19 protein-coding genes are annotated in these 16,511 nt (G+C 35.7%); all 19 read right to left on the bottom strand.

Annotation, left to right across the window (positions count from 1 at the left end; translation table 11 throughout):
• Positions 1-99 precede the first annotated feature (99 nt).
• Positions 100-960, bottom strand: a complete 861-nt coding sequence (locus CYTFE_RS29050) for a hypothetical protein (protein WP_027473219.1) — start codon at positions 958-960, stop codon at positions 100-102.
• Positions 960-1,220, bottom strand: coding sequence for a hypothetical protein (locus CYTFE_RS0119705; protein ID WP_044214185.1), 261 nt, complete (start codon positions 1,218-1,220; stop codon positions 960-962). Before CYTFE_RS0119705 ends, CYTFE_RS29050 begins: the two co-directional genes overlap by 1 nt.
• On the bottom strand, positions 1,217-1,903 hold the full coding sequence (locus CYTFE_RS0119700) for a hypothetical protein (protein WP_044214184.1): 687 nt from the start codon (positions 1,901-1,903) through the stop codon (positions 1,217-1,219). The genes CYTFE_RS0119705 and CYTFE_RS0119700 overlap by 4 nt, the downstream gene beginning before the upstream one ends.
• Positions 1,893-2,186 (bottom strand): hypothetical protein, encoded by a 294-nt coding sequence (locus CYTFE_RS0119695; protein ID WP_027473216.1) that lies wholly within the window; start codon positions 2,184-2,186, stop codon positions 1,893-1,895. The genes CYTFE_RS0119700 and CYTFE_RS0119695 overlap by 11 nt, the downstream gene beginning before the upstream one ends.
• Positions 2,187-2,392: 206 nt before the next feature.
• Positions 2,393-3,274 carry an SH3 domain-containing protein gene (locus CYTFE_RS0119690; RefSeq protein ID WP_027473215.1) on the bottom strand — a complete coding sequence of 294 codons (882 nt, stop codon included), beginning with the start codon at positions 3,272-3,274 and terminating at the stop codon, positions 2,393-2,395.
• Positions 3,275-3,285: 11 nt separating this feature from the next.
• Complete coding sequence (locus tag CYTFE_RS0119685; RefSeq protein ID WP_027473207.1) at positions 3,286-3,771, bottom strand: PAAR domain-containing protein; 486 nt, start codon at positions 3,769-3,771, stop codon at positions 3,286-3,288.
• A 798-nt stretch (positions 3,772-4,569) separates the two neighbouring features.
• On the bottom strand, positions 4,570-4,986 hold the full coding sequence (locus CYTFE_RS0119675) for a hypothetical protein (protein WP_027473214.1): 417 nt from the start codon (positions 4,984-4,986) through the stop codon (positions 4,570-4,572).
• Between the two features lie 44 nt (positions 4,987-5,030).
• Positions 5,031-5,351, bottom strand: a complete 321-nt coding sequence (locus tag CYTFE_RS0119670; protein WP_027473213.1) for a hypothetical protein — start codon at positions 5,349-5,351, stop codon at positions 5,031-5,033.
• On the bottom strand, positions 5,342-6,091 hold the full coding sequence (locus CYTFE_RS29615; RefSeq protein ID WP_244880340.1) for a PAAR domain-containing protein: 750 nt from the start codon (positions 6,089-6,091) through the stop codon (positions 5,342-5,344). Before CYTFE_RS29615 ends, CYTFE_RS0119670 begins: the two co-directional genes overlap by 10 nt.
• Positions 5,998-6,237 carry a PAAR domain-containing protein gene (locus CYTFE_RS31295; protein WP_244880339.1) on the bottom strand — a complete coding sequence of 80 codons (240 nt, stop codon included), beginning with the start codon at positions 6,235-6,237 and terminating at the stop codon, positions 5,998-6,000. Before CYTFE_RS31295 ends, CYTFE_RS29615 begins: the two co-directional genes overlap by 94 nt.
• A 64-nt stretch (positions 6,238-6,301) precedes the next feature.
• On the bottom strand, positions 6,302-6,505 hold the full coding sequence (locus CYTFE_RS0119660; protein WP_027473212.1) for a hypothetical protein: 204 nt from the start codon (positions 6,503-6,505) through the stop codon (positions 6,302-6,304).
• A gap of 593 nt (positions 6,506-7,098) precedes the next feature.
• Complete coding sequence (locus CYTFE_RS0119655; protein WP_027473211.1) at positions 7,099-7,923, bottom strand: phage baseplate assembly protein V; 825 nt, start codon at positions 7,921-7,923, stop codon at positions 7,099-7,101.
• Between the two features lie 117 nt (positions 7,924-8,040).
• Positions 8,041-9,027 carry a hypothetical protein gene (locus tag CYTFE_RS0119650; RefSeq protein WP_027473210.1) on the bottom strand — a complete coding sequence of 329 codons (987 nt, stop codon included), beginning with the start codon at positions 9,025-9,027 and terminating at the stop codon, positions 8,041-8,043.
• Between the two features lie 2 nt (positions 9,028-9,029).
• Positions 9,030-10,244, bottom strand: coding sequence for a glycoside hydrolase family protein (locus tag CYTFE_RS0119645; protein WP_162150100.1), 1,215 nt, complete (start codon positions 10,242-10,244; stop codon positions 9,030-9,032).
• A 208-nt stretch (positions 10,245-10,452) separates the two neighbouring features.
• Positions 10,453-11,397 carry a tetratricopeptide repeat protein gene (locus CYTFE_RS29045; RefSeq protein ID WP_152541910.1) on the bottom strand — a complete coding sequence of 315 codons (945 nt, stop codon included), beginning with the start codon at positions 11,395-11,397 and terminating at the stop codon, positions 10,453-10,455.
• A gap of 5 nt (positions 11,398-11,402) precedes the next feature.
• Complete coding sequence (locus tag CYTFE_RS29040) at positions 11,403-14,528, bottom strand: SH3 domain-containing protein (protein WP_052343316.1); 3,126 nt, start codon at positions 14,526-14,528, stop codon at positions 11,403-11,405.
• 11 nt (positions 14,529-14,539) lie between these two features.
• Positions 14,540-15,025, bottom strand: a complete 486-nt coding sequence (locus CYTFE_RS0119625) for a PAAR domain-containing protein (RefSeq protein ID WP_027473207.1) — start codon at positions 15,023-15,025, stop codon at positions 14,540-14,542.
• Positions 15,026-15,301: 276 nt separating this feature from the next.
• On the bottom strand, positions 15,302-15,622 hold the full coding sequence (locus CYTFE_RS0119620; protein WP_027473206.1) for a hypothetical protein: 321 nt from the start codon (positions 15,620-15,622) through the stop codon (positions 15,302-15,304).
• A 275-nt stretch (positions 15,623-15,897) separates the two neighbouring features.
• A complete protein-coding gene (locus CYTFE_RS0119615; RefSeq protein WP_044262942.1) occupies positions 15,898-16,509 on the bottom strand; it encodes a hypothetical protein in 612 nt (203 codons plus the stop codon).
• Positions 16,510-16,511: the final 2 nt, after the last annotated feature.

The raw sequence follows: 16,511 nt of genomic DNA, 5'->3' as shown, positions 1-16,511 counted from the left end.
TATAAAGTTTATCTAAGTTATTGGCCGAATGGAACTCGCATCACTTAACTAATTTTATACATGCTCTTTTGTGACAAAAGCCGCCATGCTCGTTTCATTCTATTTTATCCGCTCAAAAACCCTTTTCGGTATTTTACATTCCTTACCCGAGGCTTTCATTAGTTCAATGTATTTTTGGTAGGCATGGCTAGCATTATCTTTTTCTTCTAACCCCCAATAAGCATCGCCTAAGTTGATGTATGCTACAGTACGGTTAGGAAATTCTTTTATTATATAAAGAAGTATATTTATAGATTCTTGTAACAAATGATAATCGCAATTTGGTATCGACTGAATAAAAAAAGCAATATCATTAAATTTTTGTACCGAATTATTATTTAATTCGGTATGATTTAAAAGGTTCAAGGTTAAAAATTGATCATGATTTTTAAGAATTTCAAAATCTTTTTTCTTGTACGCATCTAAGTATTGGTTGTAAGTTTTTTCAAATAAAAATTGATATTCCGTAAAATTTTTATTTTGAATATTTACAAACTCAGAATCTCCTAGTTTTTCCGTTTTAGAAAGATTTACTTTCTCCAAATATGAATTAACAATTCCATCGCCTTCAATTTTATGAAATATTCCAAATAAATACCAATCGTCCTCTATCCATTTATATATATAATCATTATCATATCTTGACCCATACGATTCGTTAATTATAATGTAGCCTGGTTTCTTGTAAAGTATAGGCATATAATATTCTTCAGTAGAGAACCCTATATTTCTACTAAAAATTTTATGGCTTTTTAGTAATATCTTTATACTAGGAGAACCATTGTTATAATAATATTCTAAGACATCTTTTTCTTTGTCTTTATTAAAATCTCCATACAAAACATAATCCTGTGAAAAGATTGTTAAAGGCAAAACTAAAGCCAAAATTAAATATGTAAACTTTAATAGTTTTTTCATCATTATAATATATATTGTTGATTATTAAAATCGCTGGTTTTAAGTATGTCATCAATCCTTTTATAAATAAAGTTGCTTTTCTTCCAGTTATCTCTTACTTTATATAATAAATCAAGCTCTTCATCCACTGTTTTATTTTCTTTTGTTTTAAATATTCTATTTATCAAGGACCTACACCCTGCTGCTCCTTGGTTTACTGTTCTATCAAACACTATCGCAAGTCCTCTGTCTGTACAAATTTTATATTCTTTACATATTTTCAATGAATTATCCCAATAAACCTCCCTTCCAATCTCGCGTTGCGCATCCTTAAATCCTCCTCTTTCCCAGCTTCTTTAAATCGAGTAACCCAAGGTTCTTCCCAAAGATCTTTTAATTCAGAACCATTCTTTGCTGTTGCGATTTTCTGAACTCTATCACTACGAATTTCAGTATTGTTATTTTTATATTCATTCTTTTCAGTCTTGCTTAATCCCCACCATTTAGATAAACCCGAAGCCCCACTTTTACCAGTTACAGAAAGTAACTCCTCAAAATTGGAACCAAAAATTTCCTCAAATTTAGTTTTATTCTTTTCGTGCATTCTTTTTAATACTTTCCCCAAACTACCTCCATCTTGTGTAAATTGTAAGTAACCCCACGAAAGACCAATGTGAACTACACCTGTATAACTTAATCCACTAATACCGCCCGCAAACTCCGTGTCCTTATTACAACTAGAAAAACTCCCTTCAAATCTCGAGACAGTTGTGATAATTGCAACAATTAACTCTTCTGTTAACTTAGTCACATTTCCCAACCTCCTCATCTGCTCCACAAAAGCCACAGGGTGGAAATGGTAAACCACAGGATTAGCTATTGGAAATGGACTTAAAGGTATTTCTTGTTCCGGCTCGTCTTCTGAAGTCATCTTTTCATAAACCCATTTGCCAAATTTATACGTCAAATAAGTACCTATAGCTATAGGAGAAGTCACTAATGCACCATTTACCCATTTGAGCAATATCACCTACAACCTTATTAAACTCGTTTAATCGTTCTGCATTAACGACTGAGTTACTCTCATTGCTAAAAGTATATATTTTAGAAGCATCATTATAAATCGTTGGTAGTTCTTTGTATCTATCTGTAACAACAACTTCAAGATTATCAATCTCCACTTCAGTGTAGCCTTCGAAAGTTTTACTTGTCTTTTTTACGGGTAGGTTTTTAATCAACTTTAAAGGCATCTTCTTTTTAAGTTCCGTTCCTTCGGTAAGCTTTGCAAAATTCTTATTTTTATTGTCTTCTCCATTATAGTTTAGAAAAGAAGTTACATCATCAGGGGTAAATACTTCTACATGAGCCCCACGATATGCTTCTTTTTTTTCAAATCCGTTTAATCCGGCATAACCAATAATTTCGCCTGCTTTTACTTCGTAACATTCATTACTGATTACCTTATTAGATTTTCTTTTGTTAATATTACTACATCAACCACACTTAAGCCTTCAGAATGGCAATAACCGGTAACCCTTTTACCACCTACTTTTTTTACTTTGAGCCACCCTGTTTTTCCTTGGTCATTTTCATCTACTTCAATGGAGGTTCCCCTCGGCATAAGCTGAATAACAGCTGAATCACTATTGGCTTCTTCCCGCAAATTAGCACCTTTATCTCCGTTTGAACCTTCAAAAACGGCAGACAAAACCTCTCCCGTTTCAACATCAACAAGTTGTTCCCCTTTATACTCTTTAATCCATGTATAACCAATTATTTCTTTCCCATTAGGTGTAATATACTTAACCTTTCTTCTACTGTAATTATTAGCTTCTTCTTCAAATGTCAACACGGTTCCCTTGGGTGCAACGGCCAAAGTTAATCCACCAGAACGACCAGACTTAATGGTGACTCCTTTTACCTTGGTTATATCTTTGGCATTAGAGGCAATTACATATGAATCAACGGTAAGAAAATTTGGAAACTTCTTTTTTTCCATCTCTTCAAAACTGGACAGATGGTTGTATAGTGAGTAAAACGTTAATTCCTGTTTATTATCGGGGCTTTTGTAATGGTGTTGTATTAAAACAAAACCATTGGAGTATTTGCTTGTCTTATTATTAATTGTTTCTTCATAATATTTCTCGGGTACCCGATAGGCTATTATTTTACCATCAGAAATGGCTTTTAATGGATTATTTCCCTCATAATGAATCCCTCCATGCCATGTATTCATCCTGCCGATTGGATAATAACCGGTAAGATTAGATGCTCCCTTTAGATAAACTGGTAACTTATCTTTTCCATTCTTAGGATCTACTGGATATACAAACTTCATATGAATATTTCTTAATGACTAAAAGTAATATCTGGTAAAAAACCATGCTTTTTCGCCTCTTCTCGCACTTGCTCTTGATTTTCTTCTGCTTCTCTTAGCTGCGAAGATTTACCTCGCGCAACAGCACCCACCCTATCAATAATACGAATTGTTGGAAAAGGTATTTCTCGTAGTGGCAAACTAGCCTTAGCTCCCGGGGTGGCAGATCCCACCATCACGGTTGGTTCACCTACTGTGATACTACCTCCATGGGCTGTCATGCTGCCCATTGTAGCCACAGGTGTTCCATTGATAAGAACTGTGGGCTCGCCTTGCGCGACCGTGTCGGGAGGACCCACACATACACACATATCGCCCATCAGTGCCGCAGGCTTACCATTGATTAATACGTTGGGGGCACCAGGTCCTGAAACGGGTCCTCCTATATGAGGAATATATCCAGTTACCATAGGGCACACATGCATACTGCCCACTGTTGCTATCGGTTTTCCGGCCATTTGGTTAAAATTTAAACGTTGCTTATGTACTTACTTTTCTAAAACACAAATAATTATCAAATATTTACACCACTTCCACTTTTCCACTGGCTCCTTGCACAGCAGTCATCGATCCACTTCTTGAACTTAATTTCTCTAATGTCCTTTATAATACGACTTAACACTTATTTTACAGTCATAACCTAAAAACACATCTTCTTTTCGAGATTTCTTACTCATTTTTTGAGTTGTATTAAAATAAAAACTGTGTAACCGAACCCCGTTGCTCGGCCTCCATGACAGAAACTTCGTTGCTACTAGGCATTCATCCACCACCTTGTAATACTTTGGTAATAGCCTCGTTTCGCCAACTTGGTGTTTCCTTCAATATTATTACAAGGCTTCCTGCGTTCCACAAATAAGACTAAATAAAAGTCATGCTCCTAAACAACGACTGCCACATAGCCAATAAACAAGCAACCTCTACACGAACCCCTCAAACCGCACGATGTCTCGGTTTTGATAGTAGATTCAGTTTCTCGATGCTTCCTCGTCAGGTCCGATCTCGCTCATCTCATTTATTCATACATGACCAATCTAAATGCTAGTCTTTTCTTTCCTGGCTATACACTATTTGATTACTCAAACAGCATCAGGAATCTAGTTTGATTTCCGAACCTGTACTCCGACATCAGTGTTCCATTGTGCCGTTGCCCAATTCCACCATCTTATTTGGGGATGTTCTAAATCCACCAAAAACAACAAAATAAACTGCACCCTCACAATAGAAAATAAACTTTTTCCATATTTCATTTGCTCTTACCAACCACCAATTCTCTCCCTTTCCGCTTGCTGCTCAGGGGTTGCTTCTGGAGTTGGAATTTGACTCCTATACAACGGCTTTTTAAACTTAGCTTTTTTACGACGCTCAAAATCTTTTTCTCTATAGGGATCAAAATCTTGATTAGGAGGTAAAGGACGATTTTTATCCATATACCAAGTTATATAGGCCAAATCTTGATAACAATCCATTCCACCCAAGCCAAACCTTAACCAACTACCTGCTTTATCGGGTCTTACAATAACTAACTGGTAAGCCCCTATCATATTTGGCCCGCCGGATGTATATGAAAACTTTATTTTATCAAACGGCATGGTAATGTTTTTTTTCCACAAAAAACCAGGGAAGGTAATTGTGCCATTTAATCGATCAAATATTTCTTCTTTCTTAGGCATGGTGAAGTAGTAGAGGATAAAAAAGAAAACTACACACCATAATCCTATATATATATATCAGGCGATAATCCAAAAGTTCCATCCATAATAAAAGTATAAGTATACAGTATAATACAAAACAACGCCATACCTCCCCCAATTATTGGAGTTATATGTGTTTGAGCCGATCTCTTTAGGTATTCATCATTCATTACCGGATATTCAAGAGATCCTTTAAAGTAATTTTCACTAATAGGAAGAATCACCCTTTGCAACCAACTCTGCGAACCTTTATCACCTATCTTTTTTATCCCGGTATATTTGGTATGCGTAACTTTACGATACAAAGGATGATTTTTATCTGGCTGATTATATTTTAACCCCATATTTCTTTTGTTTTAAGGTCTGCCATTGATCCTATTCTTATTTCTTCATTTTGCTTGGTACCAAATATAGGAACCAATGTACCCAAGTCGGCTTTTGCCCCTAAATACCTTTCTTTATTTTTGTAAATAAACGGAAAGGTTATTTTTTCATTGTTATTAAAATTAATACGTACTGCAAATATAATATCACTAAGTTCTGAAACCTGACTCCGATAAGCAGTAGGAATAACCAATCTTATTTTTAAAATATTTTTACTTTTATCGTCGGTCCTTATATCATAGGCACGCTGCGATGAAATATTTTGGGGATTGCCATTTTTAAACCCATTAGCATACAACAAAGCATGGGTTTGTATATCGCTATCTATATCTAAGAACTTCATAAACTCCATAGTTACATCAAAACTATAGTACTTTACAGTAGATGAACTTGTAGTACCAATAGTTGAATACGACGTATAAATTGTTCGTTTTGAGTCAACCGGTTCAAAAAGCATTTGGGTACAAACCATTAAATCCCACAATCGTACCTGAGCATCATAAGGGTTCAGAATCTTATTGAGCGGCATAGTAGCCTTAGCTCCCGGGGTGGCTGATCCCACCATCACGGTTGGTTCACCTACTGTGATACTACCTCCATGGGCTGTCATGCTGCCCATTGTAGCCACAGGTGTTCCATTGATAAGAACTGTGGGCTCGCCTTGCGCGACCGTGTCGGGAGGACCCACACATACACACATATCGCCATCAGTGCCACAGGCTTACCATTGATTAATACGTTGGGGGCACCAGGTCCTGAAACGGGACCTCCCATATGAGGAATATATCCTGTTACCATGGGGCACACATGCATGCTGCCCACTGTTGCTATCGGTTTTCCGGCCATTTGGTTAAAATTTAAACGTTGCTTATGTACTTACTTTTCTAAAACACAAATAATTATTAAATATTTACACCACTTCCACTTTTCCACTGGCTCCTTGCACAGCAGTCATCGATCCACTTACTGTTGTTTCTACTCCGCCGGTTACTGCAGCATTCTGGCTTCCTTCTACGGTTACATTTTGTCCTGTTATTGTAGTATCTGCCGTTGCTGCCACCGTTGCTGCTCCCCCACTATTCACCGTTGTATCGCCATCGGACTGTATGGCCACATTGCCTTGAGCGATATTATTTAAGTCGCCTTGGGCAGCGGCTTCTATATTTCCTTGTGCACCAATGTTGATATTCTCTTCGGCGTTGATGGTAATATTTTTGGCAGTAATTTCAATATTCTCAGTAGAACTGATGTTAACCCTAAAAATGCATTAGAAAATCTATTACGCCTTTAAATGGCTTCAAAACAAGTCACTTCGTTTCTATTCTTCAACTCAACATAGCGGTGCTAACCTGTCATTGCCTGATAATTTAAATCACAGCTCCGCCATGTCAGCCCCGATTTTACAGTCTGAAACACCATTCTGTAGTTGACAAAAATAATATTTATGGCTATTATAACAAGCGCTTATTGCCATTTTTATATATTAAACGGGATTGAAGTAATTATTAGAATCCATTGTATTGGTCATTTGTATTGTTGACATATGAGTTTAATATTCTCGCTACCATCACTTCGTTTCTTTTATTACCATTTCAACGCTCATAACGAAGTTCTAATGCATCATTCGGGATTAAAAGATTAGCCTGGGTATCGTAGATATTTATTTTCTCTTCTCCTTCGGTATCATCTAACTCAATGGTGTGACCTCTAACGCTCTAACAAGCCAACATTCTGTGCTTGCACACGTATCCAGTTACTACTTTGGTCTTCACTCATCCAGAGGAAACGCACTTTCACACGCCCTTGAGTATTGGGATCTTCATTCTCCACCACAGTGGCTACCTCAGGGAAAGCTACAGGTTGTTTAATATGATCGATGGGCAAGCTCTCAGTCATACCTGCCACACCTTTAAAATGATTAGAATAAATCCCCTCTTTATCAATTTCATGATTGATTTCAATCACCCTGTAACGACCTAAGTCGGGACCCACATCCTGCTGTAAGGATTCGGGCAAACGCGTAGTAACCAGCTCTCCCAGACGGATGGCACAGGTATTACTCTTGGCATTCATCACCGACATTTTTGAATAGTTACGACTAAATGTAGCACGCATCTGAGCCATGATATCGTTCTCATCCACCATAAAACGATCCGTAGGCAGTTTCGATGCATTGGGAAAGAAGGCATCGTTCCTGTCCTTAGCTACCCTCATATAGCTGTTTATCCCATCGATATTACTCACTGGTGCATCCTCTTTATAATCATTCTCCGTAGCATCATAATCATAATGCTCTGTTTTCAGGTTACCCACCGATGCAGAAATCTGTATCTCACTTATTTCCATATCAAAGGCTGCTCTGGTATCATTCTCGATACGGGGATTACCCAATACCAATTTTTTACCATCGTAGTAAAACCAGTCGCCACATAAAGCAGCGAGGCGCGACATAAAACCATAGCTGGTCTCCTTATATCGTGCTGCATAGGAAATGATAACCACATTGTTATGCACAGAACCTTTCAACCCCAAACAATCAGCTTCTAATTTAAAAAGCCAACTAAAAAAACTCTTTCAATTAGCTTTAGTTAATTTATCCTTTCTTGCTACTACCCAAAATTAAAAACATATTGTTAAATATTTACACATTTAATACCCCTCATAACCTTCTTCAAACGGAAAAACTACATCATTCCAATACTTTACATGTACATCATTCTCTTGTTTTTCAAATTCAAATACAAAATTACAGTTTCTACCATGACCAACAGTAACAGTTAGTTCATCAGGACTTTTCCAATCGTATTTTGTCGTATACATTTCGAAAGAGTTATCACAAAAAAATAATTCTTGTTCACCGTTCTCATTGGGCTCGTCATCTGCAATTAAAAAACCTTGGGTTCCCTTAGGAAATTCTTCTATAAGTTTATATGCGGCTTCTTTTATTGTGCAATTGCTATATGTTCGAATTACCTCAAAACGATTGTGCATATCACTTGGAATACCCTTTATTCCTTTGTTGTTTGGAATACCCTTTTTTAAATAAAAATTATAACCATCATAATAAAAAGACATTATTTCTGGGAAACACCATATTGAGATACTTATAGGATCTTTGATAAAATCATAATATGGAATCGTATCCCCTTTTAGCATCAAATCTTCACAATACTTTTTATATCTAATACCATTTTCAATATCAATATTATATACCCACTTTATATTAGTATTTAGATTGGCTCCCTGATGAAAAGTATCATATATTAATTTTAACCCATATGCTTCCAAAGAATCTATACACATTGAGTATGATGTCAATGGAAGCTTAAATATATCATAAACAGTTAATGTATCATCACTAATCCTTAAGTTATAATATTTTGACATCTCTAAGGCCTGCATCTGATCATATTCAAACATTGGGTATTTAGGTCTGACAGTGTCTTTTTCATATTTATAACAAATCCATGATCCTCTATTGTTCTTCAAAAAGTCTTTACTATTGAAAACTCCATTATTCATATAGCTATTATGAATTTCGCTGGGTGACACTTTGACTTCTTGGGCTCTCGTATTGAGAACATTACAGCTAACTGCAATAATACAACACATTCCAAATAAGGATATTTGTTTCATTTTTACGGTATTTTAATTGCGTAATAATTCGATTTAAAAATAGTCATTTCCGCTTGACGACGTTTTACTAATCCTGCTGTATTGCCATTCGTAATATCAGCTATTTCATCAATTCCATTATAATATTCCCCTTTGTTAATTAATGTTTTAATTTGAGTATCTCCGCCTCCTTTTTTCTGGCCAAGCCGATCTGCTCCGGAATTAAAACTTAAACTTACCAAAGCATCAAACTCATTTTGACTCAAAGGTACTTTAATGTGTCTTTTTACTCCATTTTCTGCAGTAACCAAATCCTGTCGTAATAATTCATCTGCTCTATTTTCATCTATTCCATTATTATATTCCGTTTTACTAATTCCATTTTTTAATTCATTATTATTTAAATATGTAACACCATCCTTATGGGTATTTGAAACTAAATGACCGTATCCAATTGTTGCCTTTGCTTTTTCCTTTTTGGGATGATCATCATAAACAACATGTTTCCCCCCGCTTTTGTGGGTTCCTTCAAACAACTTTATAAACTCAATACCTTTATCTGAAGTGCGTAAATTTTGAATATCCACTCTATTAGGTTTTTCAGGTTGAGCTTTTTCGAAACTATTTTCGTAAGCTTCTTTTAGTATTTCCAATGGATCGGTTAAGTCAGTCCGTTTACGCCGGTATATATTACTTGATAAATTCACTCCGATATCCGCATGCGTTTCTCCATTAGAATAAAACTCAAAATGAAGCATATTAGTTCTTAGTCCCCTTGGCGACTGAATTGGAGGCATATCCTTATTTTTACCAGGATATTTTAGAAATCCAATACGCGCAATGAAGTCACCTTGCATTACTTTTTGTCCTTTCTTAAAAGCAATAGAGCTTCCATCAACTTCTCCATATCTACATATAAATTTACGCCCACTTGTTGTCTTATGTGCTATTGAAATTACACCTACATTGTTAAACCAGTTTCTTGTCATTTCAATAACTTCACCATCTGCCATTGCTCGGATAGGGGTACCCCAACTTGCATATAAATCACGTCCGGCATGCTTTCTCGCACCTTTATCACGTGACGCGCCAAAGGTTGTGCCATTAGACTCAGCTGAGGCATACCATTCTTTTCCATTATAAGTAGAATTATTCTTATCATTTTGAGGTTTAATATCAAGAGGAAATATTACATCATAGTTCGTTCCCAGCCTCATCATCTGCTTCACAAAGGCCACAGGGTGGAAATGGTAAACCACAGGATTAGCTATTGGAAATGGGCTTAAAGGAATTTCTTGTTCCGACTCGTCTTCAGAAGTCATTTTTTCATAAACCCATTTGCCAAATTTATACGCTAATACCCTCCCATAGAAACAGGGCTAGTCATTACTACCTTGGTAAGGTAACTACTCTTTCGGGCTTCAATACCCATCCCCAAAATAATAATCATTGATCCCTTGTCCTATCTAAAATCCGCTGCGGTATTTTACTTTCTTTACCATCTCGTTTCATTAGTTCGATATATTTAAAATAGGCCTGTTTAGCTTCTTCTATTTTGTTTAAGCCCCAGTAAGCATCTCCTAGATTTATGTAGGCAACAGTGCGATTTGGAAATCTGTCAAGTATCTTTTTTAAAAGGTAAATTGATTCATTGTAATTTTTTCCACGTTCGAGATAATAGGCAATATTGTTAAAAAACACAACATTTTTCGCATCTATGTCTTTATTAAAAATAAAGTAGTTCTTTTCCATTTTATTAATCGGAAAACTCATACTCAAGTCACTCCAATTATCCGATTTGTATTGAAAGACTCCTTCTCCGATACAGCTTCCATCTTCATAAAAAAGGGGAATAACCAACTTTATGCCTTCATCATTTTTTACAGCAATACTTCTTACCGTTTTTTTAGAACTCTTTATTTCTACGCTACATTTGTCAATGCTTTTTGTAAAACAACTATATCCCATTTGACTTTTAATTTCTGTTAATTTGTCGTAATCAACTTCATCAAATAGCATTTTTTTATTACAGTAATATATCCAACCATAAGGAATTCCTTCTCTGTCATTATAATTAAAATGAATAATTTTATTCACATGTATATTCCTGATATTAAAAAAACAAGAATATATTATCATTGATTTATTGAAAGATGCATAATACTCATATATGATATAAAAGCTACCATTTCTTCCTTCTTTAAAATATCCATTAGCTTCTTCAGCCAGTACATTTTTTAATACAACTGTACTTGCATTAAAGCTAATAAGAAGGTTCTCATTTTCTTTTTTTAGTTGAACTTCCTTAAGTTGCGCTTTTGAAGGTGAACAACTAGATAAAACCAATGTAATAAACAGATAATACTTATATATACTCTTATTTTTTTTCATATTAATCACCTTATTTCTAAGCATTTTTCAAACTTAACTGCGTAACTTTCAATAGTTGCAGCTGCATCCGTCCCATTAATTACTCTTCTTGCATTGTAATAATCACATTTATCAATATTGATATAATCACGAATTGTTTTACCTGTAAACATACCAGAATCAAAGCCATAAAGTGCAATATCAATTGCATACTTAGGTACTAATGCAAGTTCTGGACTTCCCACAAAATCAACGCCAAATTTTTCTTTCGCTTTTCTATAATTCTTTTTCCAAGTGATTTGCACATAACCTTTCCCTGCATATTTTACTCCATCTCCTTCTGTGGCGTTTTCATTATTTAATGCCATATTTCTCCTTGTTTGATTTTTACCAAGTACAGGATCATACATATCTTCATAATACTTTTTTCTTACCGCCTCGGTGCTCCAATAACTTTCGATAACAGGTTTAAAATATCCTGTTTCATGCTTAATAGTAGCTAGGATATAAGCTACTTGTTTTTCGGAAAAAGCTAGGCCCTTACTAGTTTCATATTTTTCAATTCCCTCAAATATTATCTCAAGATTATTCTTAAGTTCATCATTTATTTCTCCAAATTCAGCTAAATAATTCTCATAAAAAAAGTCTCTATTAATGATGCAAACTGTCCCCATCCTCCTCATCTGCTCCACAAAAGCCACAGGGTGGAAATGGTAAACCACAGGATTAGCTATTGGAAACGGGCTTAAAGGAATTTCTTGTTCCGGCTCGTCTTCTGAAGTCATCTTTTCATAAACCCATTTGCCAAATTTATACGCCAAATAAGGCCCCATAGTTATAGGGGAAGTCACTAACGCACCATTTACCCATTTGCTACGGTAACTGCTTTTGCGCGCTTCAATACCTTCCCATAACGCCAACTGTTCTACTTTCGCCTTAAAAGCTTCTTTACGCTCCTCTCTAATGGCATCTAGTTCTTGTTGGTTTTCTAGTTCCTTTCCATCAGCATCTTTCTTCAATGCTTTTTCATAAAACTGATCAAGCTCCTCAATAAGTGGACTTAAATATTGGCCGCTATAAGCCCACTCATTATGGTGCTTACATACCAGGTGCGACAACTTGTTGGCGATGTAATGGTTGTTTAATGCTCGTTGCAGTTCGTATGGTTCTAGTATTCCATCGCCATCAACATCAACAATGTTGCATATTTCTTCAAAAAAAGGTTGTTTTTTTTCAAAATCGTAAATATATGTATTGCTGGCATCTTCTTTCACCTCGAAACCAAATTTGCTCCAATTGTAAGCCGAAAATTTTTCACCCAGTTCATCTTCGCTAATCAATCCTTTATATTGAATGGCAACACCTGTTTTTTTAAGTCCTATTGGTTCAAGCAAATACCATTCCTTTTCATCCTTGTCTTTATAAACTTTGCCTTCTTTGATGTTTACTATTACATCGGCTTCTATTTTTGTATTGATGTTATCGTCTTCCGGGCTGATGAGGTAAACTTCTGATAATTCTTTGTTGAGCCTTAAATATATTTTGGTTTCGGTGGTGGTAGCGCTGTTTGCTTGAGCCTCAGGAACAACTACCTCTGAAGTACCTGTTCCATTCGCCAAACCATCTTGGGAAACTCCGTTTGCTACTGCAGGTGCTGTTTGCGCAGTGGCAACCTTGTTTGATGCAGTAGTTTGAATGGAGAACGTAAGTGTTTTTTCTTCTAAGTCTTCGTTTTTTACCCAAAAGATTTGTCCTTTGTTTGGGTTTTGGTAAATAACACGTCTTTGCTTCCCTTGCAATTGCTCTTTAAGCCACACATTATCACCCATTTGAGCAATGTCACCTACAACCTTATTAAACTCGTTTAATCGTTCTGCATTATCTACTGAGTTACTCTCATTGCTAAAAGTATATATTTTAGAAGCATCATCATAAATCGTTGGTAGTTCTTTGTATCTATCCATAACAACAACTTCAAGATTATCAATCTCCACTTCAGTGTAGCCTTCAAAAGTTTTACCTGTCTTTTTTACGGGTAAGTTTTTAATCAACTTTAAAGGCATCTTCTTTTTAAGTTCCGTTCCTTCGGTAAGCTTTGCAAAATTCTTATTTTTATCGTCTTCTCCATTATAGTTTAGAAAAGAAGTTACATCATCAGGGGTAAATACTTCTACATGAGCCCCACGATATGCTTCTTTTTTTTCAAATCCGTTTAATCCGGCATAACCAATAATTTCGCCTGCTTTTACTTCGTAACATTCATTACTGATTACCTTATTTAGATTTTCTTTTTTTAATATTACTACATCAACCACACTTAAGCCTGCAGAATGGCAATAACCGGTAACCCTTTTACCACCTACTTTTTTTACTTTGAGCCACCCTGTTTTTCCTTGGTCATTTTCATCTACTTCAATGGAGGTTCCCCTCGGCATAAGCTGAATAACAGCTGAATCACTATTGGCTTCCTCCCGCAAATTAGCACCTTTATCTCCGTTTGAACCTTCAAAAACGGCAGACAAAACCTCTCCCGTTTCAACATCAACAAGTTGTTCCCCTTTATACTCTTTAATCCATGTATAACCAATTATTTCTTTCCCATTAGGTGTAATATACTTAACCTTTCTTCTACTGTAATTATTAGCTTCTTCTTCAAATGTCAACACGGTACCCTTGGGTGCAACGGCCAAAGTTAATCCGCCAGAACGACCAGACTTAATGGTGACTCCTTTTACCTTGGTTATATCTTTGGCATTATCGGCAATTACATATGAATCAACGGTAAGAAAATTTGGAAACTTCTTTTTTTCCATCTCTTCAAAACTGGACAGATGGTTGTATAGTGAGTAAAACGTTAATTCCTGTTTATTATCGGGGTTTTTGTAGTGGTGTTGTATTAAAACAAAACCATTGGAGTATTTGCTTGTCTTATTATTAATTGTTTCTTCATAATATTTCTCGGGTACCCGATAGGCTATTATTTTACCATCAGAAATGGCTTTTAATGGATTATTTCCCTCATAATGAATCCCTCCATGCCATGTATTCATCCTGCCGATTGGATAATAACCGGTAAGATTAGATGCTCCCTTTAGATAAACTGGTAACTTATCTTTTCCATTCTTAGGATCTACTGGATATACAAACTTCATATGAATATTTCTTAATGACTAAAAGTAATATCTGGTAAAAAACCATGCTTTTTCGCCTCTTCTCGCACTTGCTCTTGATTTTCTTCTGCTTCTCTTAGCTGCGAAGATTTACCTCGCGCAACAGCACCCACCCTATCAATAATACGAATTGTTGGAAAAGGTATTTCTCGTAGTGGCAAACTGGCTTTTGCTCCCGGGGTGGCTGATCCCACCATCACGGTTGGTTCACCTACTGTGATACTACCTCCATGGGCTGTCATGCTGCCCATTGTAGCCACAGGTGTTCCATTGATAAGAACTGTGGGCTCGCCTTGCGCGACCGTGTCGGGAGGACCCACACATACACACATATCGCCCATCAGTGCCGCAGGCTTACCATTGATTAATACGTTGGGGGCACCAGGTCCTGAAACGGGACCTCCTATATGAGGAATATATCCTGTTACCATGGGGCACACATGCATGCTGCCCACTGTTGCTATCGGTTTTCCGGCCATTTGGTTAAAATTTAAACGTTGCTTATGTACTTACTTTTCTAAAACACAAATAATTATTAAATATTTACACCACTTCCACTTTTCCACTGGCTCCTTGCACAGCAGTCATCGATCCCCCCTATCGCACGTGCAATGTCATTAAGTTAAGAAAATTCATATTGCGTCCCTGTTGTTTTCCAACACTTTAGGCTTTGTGCGTTTTCTATACTTATCCAAGTCTCTATGATATCTTATATAGGGCGTATGGGGATTGTATGCCTTTTAAATAGTCTCCAGTTACTTTATATCTGGAAAAGTCATTCTTGAGCCATCAACAGCCAACAAGCGAAACCCATTCCTCAACTTTATGGATTCATCGTTATCGGTATAAAACTCTTCAACTAAACTATCCGACAAATCCTTAAACACTTCGGGCTTTATTTTTCTTCGACACTGAGCAAATGCACTCTTTGTATAATGCTCGGCATTTTTAACACCGATGTTGCACTTTATAAAGCTAACGAAGTTTTCAATTTCGATAGCAAGACTCTTTGTTAGCAAATTTAACATAAACAATATAGTGATCTGAAACGATTGTTTTCTTTTCCTGGTAATCATTTTTAGAAATTTTGTACTTTAAAACTATGTTCTCAGAAAACACCATACTCCTGATTTTAGATAGAATAATTTCAGGTGCTTTTTTCATATTCGTATTCTTTTGATTATGAATCAAATATACAATAATTTACACCTTAACTTAATGGCATTGACAGTGCGGGAGCGGGGGGCTGTATAATCTCATTCTTTGTTCATTAAAAGCCAATATGATTAAACAAACTGCCCTTGTTATTTTAATGCCAATATCTTTGCGTAAGCCGTAGGATCATTAATAGTTATTCATCTAACTCTATTTCTTCATTATGGAATCCTTCATTATATATTGTTGTTACAATTTTATCTTTTCCATCATCTCCACTACCGTATTGTATTAATTTAGTTGGACTTTCAATTATATTATAGTACTGATAATAGCCCCACTCAGAATAATGTGCCTTACGACATTCTAATTTACTTGATTCTTCATCTCCAAACAAAAACTCTCCTTCATTATTATAAAAAACAGCTGTTATAGCAACATAATCCTCATCACGATACTCATCATTCAAAAAAAGTATTATTTTATAATTTTCACCATCTATATAACCGAGGGGGCATATTAAAGCCATATTATCTTTGTCAAAATCATATGGCCGATTTAGTTCTTCAATATTAAAACTATAAGACATATAAACTGTCTTTTTTTTTATCTCTTCGTAATTGAATGACAAAGATAAATTACCATCACTATAAAAATCTTTTATAAATAAAGAATCATACTGTCGTGTATCGACCGGACAATACAGTTTTGGAATTTTTTGCAAAAAAGCATCAAAAGAATTTGTTTGCTGAGCACTACACACTAAACAAATACTCACGACAATGTAAATTAATAATAGTCTTCTCATTT

It is taken from the genome of Saccharicrinis fermentans DSM 9555 = JCM 21142, from assembly GCF_000517085.1.
GTDB lineage: Bacteria > Bacteroidota > Bacteroidia > Bacteroidales > Marinilabiliaceae > Saccharicrinis > Saccharicrinis fermentans.
The sequence above is the reverse complement of the archived record's forward strand: the minus strand, read 5'-3'. Positions and strand labels throughout refer to the sequence as shown.